This is a genomic window from Leptolyngbya sp. FACHB-36, assembly GCF_014695955.1.
Lineage (GTDB): Bacteria > Cyanobacteriota > Cyanobacteriia > Leptolyngbyales > Leptolyngbyaceae > FACHB-36.
Genome location: NZ_JACJPG010000374.1, coordinates 1 through 4,854, shown reverse-complemented (window position 1 = coordinate 4,854; position 4,854 = coordinate 1). Strand labels below are relative to the sequence as shown.

The 4,854-nt window shown below is 52.1% G+C and carries 5 protein-coding genes; 1 reads left to right on the top strand and 4 read right to left on the bottom strand.

The window, feature by feature from the left end; genetic code table 11:
• The first annotated feature begins 383 nt into the window (after nucleotides 1-383).
• Nucleotides 384-1,268: a prephenate dehydratase gene (pheA, locus tag H6F43_RS10490; RefSeq protein WP_190342722.1), complete on the top strand. Its 885-nt coding sequence runs from the start codon at nucleotides 384-386 to the stop codon at nucleotides 1,266-1,268.
• On the opposite strand, the gene H6F43_RS10485 is transcribed toward pheA, so the two are convergent.
• The 4 genes from H6F43_RS10485 to clpP are packed head-to-tail and all read right to left on the bottom strand — an operon-like array spanning nucleotide 1,247 to nucleotide 4,805.
• Complete coding sequence (locus H6F43_RS10485; protein WP_190342721.1) at nucleotides 1,247-2,167, bottom strand: alpha/beta hydrolase; 921 nt, start codon at nucleotides 2,165-2,167, stop codon at nucleotides 1,247-1,249. The two genes, pheA and H6F43_RS10485, sit on opposite strands and share 22 nt — an antisense overlap.
• 35 nt (nucleotides 2,168-2,202) lie before the next feature.
• Nucleotides 2,203-2,739 (bottom strand): DUF3592 domain-containing protein, encoded by a 537-nt coding sequence (locus tag H6F43_RS10480; RefSeq protein WP_190342720.1) that lies wholly within the window; start codon nucleotides 2,737-2,739, stop codon nucleotides 2,203-2,205.
• 18 nt (nucleotides 2,740-2,757) lie between these two features.
• The gene (gene clpX / locus H6F43_RS10475) at nucleotides 2,758-4,101 is read right to left on the bottom strand and encodes an ATP-dependent protease ATP-binding subunit ClpX (RefSeq protein WP_190342719.1); all 1,344 of its coding nucleotides are present in this window, start codon (nucleotides 4,099-4,101) and stop codon (nucleotides 2,758-2,760) included.
• Nucleotides 4,102-4,115: 14 nt separating this feature from the next.
• Nucleotides 4,116-4,805: an ATP-dependent Clp endopeptidase proteolytic subunit ClpP gene (gene clpP / locus H6F43_RS10470; protein WP_190342718.1), complete on the bottom strand. Its 690-nt coding sequence runs from the start codon at nucleotides 4,803-4,805 to the stop codon at nucleotides 4,116-4,118.
• Between the last annotated feature and the right edge of the window lie 49 nt (nucleotides 4,806-4,854).

Genomic DNA, 4,854 nt, shown 5'->3' with positions numbered 1-4,854 from the left:
CATCTCGATTCGGCTAGAAGCGGCTAAAGCGTTGACGATCCGATGTGGTTGACGCAGATAGTGCTGAATTGGAATCGGCTGCTCGGCAACTGTCATCTCAACTGCTTGGGAGCCAGTGAAGCGAATATCCATCTAGGGCACCGATATGAGGACATCAGTATGTTGAAAGCATGTGAACAAGTTTAAACAATCTTTATCAGATTATGCTGTTCCTTGTGAAGTATAAACACTATACCCCTTGTGAAAGAGGGTTTTTACGGAAGTTACGAGCTACGCAGAACGAATTTAATTAAAAATTTTCTAAGAAATGTGAGAAAAATGATAATCGCTTGCAGAAGTTTGACGTACGGTTTAATCGTAGGGTTGTGTAAAACCTGAATGCTATGGCAGTTTCGATCGCCCATCTCGGACCCGCAGGCACGAATGCGGAAGCCGCCGCTCTCCTCTATACGCACTGGCTGGAGCAAACTACTGGAGAGTCTGCGCTGCTGTGTCCCTATCCCAGCATTGCCCAGAGCCTTCGAGCCGCATCACAAGGGCAGACCAATTTAGCTGTGGTGCCTGTGGAAAACTCGGTTGAAGGCAGCGTTACTGCCACCATGGATGCGCTGTGGCAGTTAGACAAGCTACAAATTCAGCGGGCGCTGACTCTGCCGATCTCTCACGCGCTAATGTCTTGGGCATCGACGATCGATACGCTGAAAACCATTTATTCTCATCCGCAGGCGCTAGGGCAGTGTCAGACGTGGTTAGAGCGGTTTTTGCCCGCGGCGCAGCTCATTCCCACTAACTCTACAACTGAAGCGCTGCAGCACTTAGCGGATAATCCAACCGTGGGAGCGATCGCGTCGGAGCGCGCTGCTCGACTCTACAATCTGCCGATTCTCGCCTGTCCGATTAATGATCACCCTGACAACTGTACGCGTTTTTGGGTGCTCAGCTTGCAGCCGTCTCCGGGGGGAAACCACACATCGTTGGCGTTTAGTGTGCGAGATATGCCGGGGGCGCTGGTTAAGCCACTGCAGGTGTTTGCCGATCGTGGAATTAACATGAGTCGAATCGAATCGCGACCAACCAAGCGCCTGCTCGGATCTGCCTCAAAACAGGAGTTAGGGGATTATTTATTCTTCATCGATCTTCAGGCAGACACGCAGCAGCCTTCGATTCAGTCAGCGCTAGACGAGTTAGCACACTGCACCGAAATTCTGAAGGTGTTTGGCAGCTACGATGTGCTACCCATCAAGCATCAGGCGATCGCTGACGTTTGAGCAACCCCCAAAAAATTGCGCACGAGTCGTAGGTAAGTATCGGAGTCCTCCAGCATTGGAAAATGCGCCGTGTCGGGAATCACTACGTGCTCTACCAGACCACTCATTTCCGCTGCCTGCCGTCCCATTTCAGCGGGAATGATAATGTCGTACTGCCCGGACACAAGCAGCGTTGGCACGCTTAGACGCGCAAACTCCTGCGGCATAATTTGGGATGCTTTCTCGCTGACGGAGGTTAAAACTGTGCCGATCGCGGCGTCGTAGTCTGCCATCAAAAAGTCGTCGAGAAAAGCGCGGCTGATTTCTCCCGACAGGGGACGATGCAAAAACCGCTGCATAAACAGGCGATCCACAAACGGTAGCCCGTAAAGCCAGCGGGGACGGAATCTGACTACGTAGCCAGCAAACTTGTGAAACGTTTTGAATGCTTTTTCGTCGTACTCAAAAATGCCGCTACAGGTCAGGATGGCACGCTCAACCCGTTCTGGATACAGGTTGAGAAAAAAGGTGGCGATCGACGCTCCGGTTGAGTGAGCATTCAGGTAAATTCGCTCTAGCTCCAGTGCATCGAGCAGTCCTGCCAAGTCTTCGGCGTAGCTCTCCAGTTCGTAGCTGAGTTCTTCAGCCGTTTCGGGTGGTTCCGCTAGCGCTGGTTTTTCATTGCGCGTTTGCGAAGCGTCTCTGAAAGAGAATCGCTGCGATCGTCCGAAGCCGCGCAGGTCGTATAGCAGGCAATCAAAGGTGTCAGAGAGTGATCGAGCGGTGAGTTCCCAGTAACGACTAGAGCCTCCCCAACCGTGTACGAAGATAAGAACGGGTTTGCCGGACGGTTCAGGTTGCCCGGATGCGGTAATCCATTCGTAGTAATGTGGGAAATTGCGAACTGAAACGTAAGGCATTCGTGGATCAGGCAGAATCGAACAACGATGTAGAGTTATTGTAGCGATTTATTCGATCGAGTCATCTGGGCAACCCGTTCTAAGCATTTGGCTGCAATAAAGATTGGAATACTCCACCCTGACAAGCCCCAAGCCTGTTTCAGCAATCGCTTAAATGGATGCGTGTACTTCTCAGCAACAATCGCATCTTGAGGATTGCTAGGAAGATACCAGATCGTCACGGATTCCCCTGAGCGGTAGTGGGGCTGCATTACTTTGATTCGTTTTCCGCCGCGCCCACTCGATCGCGGTACAACAACTTCCTTTACTACAGTTGTTTGGCACTTCCGATGCTCATAGGTACGTTTGTTTTGTGCCACAAAGCGAACGGTTGGACACATGAGTGGCGTGGCAGACGAGGAGAGTGGCGACTCGACTTTTATAATCGTGCCAGTCGCGGCAATTTTGCTGGGGATCGATCGCGTGTCCCTGTCAGCCACCAAAATTAAACCGCCAGCCAGCAGCAGCAGCAAACCCAACCCATAAAAGATTACGGCACCCGCAGTCAGGATGCCGTAAAGAAATAGCCTCAACAACGCCTCCAAGCTTGACTAAGCTGATTCGGGCTTGGGCAGCGAGGAAGGATGCAGTAGCAGTTCGGCGGTCGATCGCTTCTCGACCATTTCTCGCGTAATCATGCAGCGAGTCACGTCTTTGCGCGAAGGCAACTCGTACATCACGTCCAGCATCAACTCTTCGACGATGCTGCGAAGGGCACGAGCACCCGTCTTGCGACGGTACGCCTCTTGAGCGATCGCTCGGACTGCATCCTGCCGAAACTCCAGCATCACGTTGTCCATCTTCAGCAGCTTTTGGTACTGCTTGACCAGTGCGTTCTTTGGCTCAGTCAGAATCGCGGTCAGTGCATCTTCGTCCAGCGGATCGACCACTGCCATGACCGGAACCCGACCGATGAATTCGGGAATCATACCGAATTTCACCAGATCATCCGGCTCCAAATGCTTTAGCACGTCAGCGGCGCGCTTTTCTTTCGTATGTCCTTCGCCTGGCTGAATGAAACCGATCGACTTTTTGCCGATTCGCTGCTCCACAGCTTTATCAAGACCCACGAAAGCACCGCCGCAGATGAACAGAATGTTGCTGGTGTCAATCTGGATACAGTCTTGGTAAGGATGCTTGCGTCCGCCCTGAGGAGGGACATTCGCCACCGTTCCTTCAAGCATTTTCAGTAGCGCTTGCTGCACACCCTCACCTGATACATCGCGGGTAATCGACGGGTTCTCACTCTTACGAGCGATTTTGTCAATTTCGTCAATGTAGATAATGCCGCGCTGCGCCTCTTCTACATCCAGATCGGCAACTTGCAGCAGCCGCAGCAGAATATTCTCTACGTCTTCACCGACGTAGCCTGCTTCAGTGAGCGTTGTGGCATCAGCAACCGCAAACGGCACATCCAGAATTTCCGCTAGCGTTTGCGCCAGCAGCGTTTTACCGCAGCCAGTTGGACCAATTAGCAGAATGTTAGACTTCTGAAGCTCGACCGGATCATCCGCAGCAACCTTCCCGTTGCCTTTGGCCTGTGTGAAGCTGAGGCGCTTGTAGTGGTTGTACACAGCGACTGACAGAACCTTCTTCGCCTCGTCCTGTCCGATGACGTGCTCATCCAGGTACTTTTTGATTTCCCTAGGTTTAGGGATCTGACTCAGAGAGATACTGGACGATCGCGTTTTGCGCTTCTCCGGCGACTGTTCCCGACGAGGAACTGGCTGCGGCGCAGCGGCACTGGAGTCGAACAGTTCCTCATCCAGAATTTCGTTACAGAGATCAACGCATTCATCACAAATGTAGACTCCCGGTCCCGCGATTAGCTTACGGACCTGCTCCTGAGACTTGCCACAGAAGGAACATTTGAGATGGGAGTCGTACTTTGACATATCTGCCTCTCACGTTAGACTGCTGCAACCACTTCTCCCGCTTTGGGGAGATTTTGTTTCGTAATCACCTGGTCAATCAACCCGTAGTCTTTGGCCTCCGCGGCGGACATAAAGAAGTCGCGCTCGGTGTCCATTTCTACTCGCTCAAACGGCTGTTTGGTGTGATATGCCAACAGCTCGCTCAGTTTGCGCTTGTGATAAAGAATTTCCTTAGCCTGAATTTCAATGTCTACCGCTTGCCCTTGAGCACCACCTAGGGGTTGGTGAATCATAATGCGAGAGCTAGGTAGCGACATACGCTTGCCGTTGGTTCCGGCGGTCAGCAAGAATGCTCCCATGCTAGCGGCAAGCCCAAAGCAAATGGTAACAACATCACAGCGGACCTGCTGCATGGTGTCATAAATCGCCATGCCTGCCGTCACCGAACCGCCAGGAGAGTTGATGTAGAGCTGAATATCTTTTTCGGGGTCCTCAGCTTCGAGATACAAAAGCTGAGCCACGATCGAATCTGCGACAGCATCATCAACTGGAGTACCCAGAAAGATAATCCGCTCCCGCAGTAGCCGTGAGTAGATGTCGAAGGCACGCTCTCCTCGACCCGATTGCTCAACCACCATGGGAATTGTCCCAATGGGACTCATGGCAGAAACATCCAGGGAATTCAAGCTTGTGATGGAATAGTCGGGCGTTCGAGATACAAACATAAGCTGAGGTCGTTGCTTGAAACCACTGTAGACTACGCTGCCAGCCGCA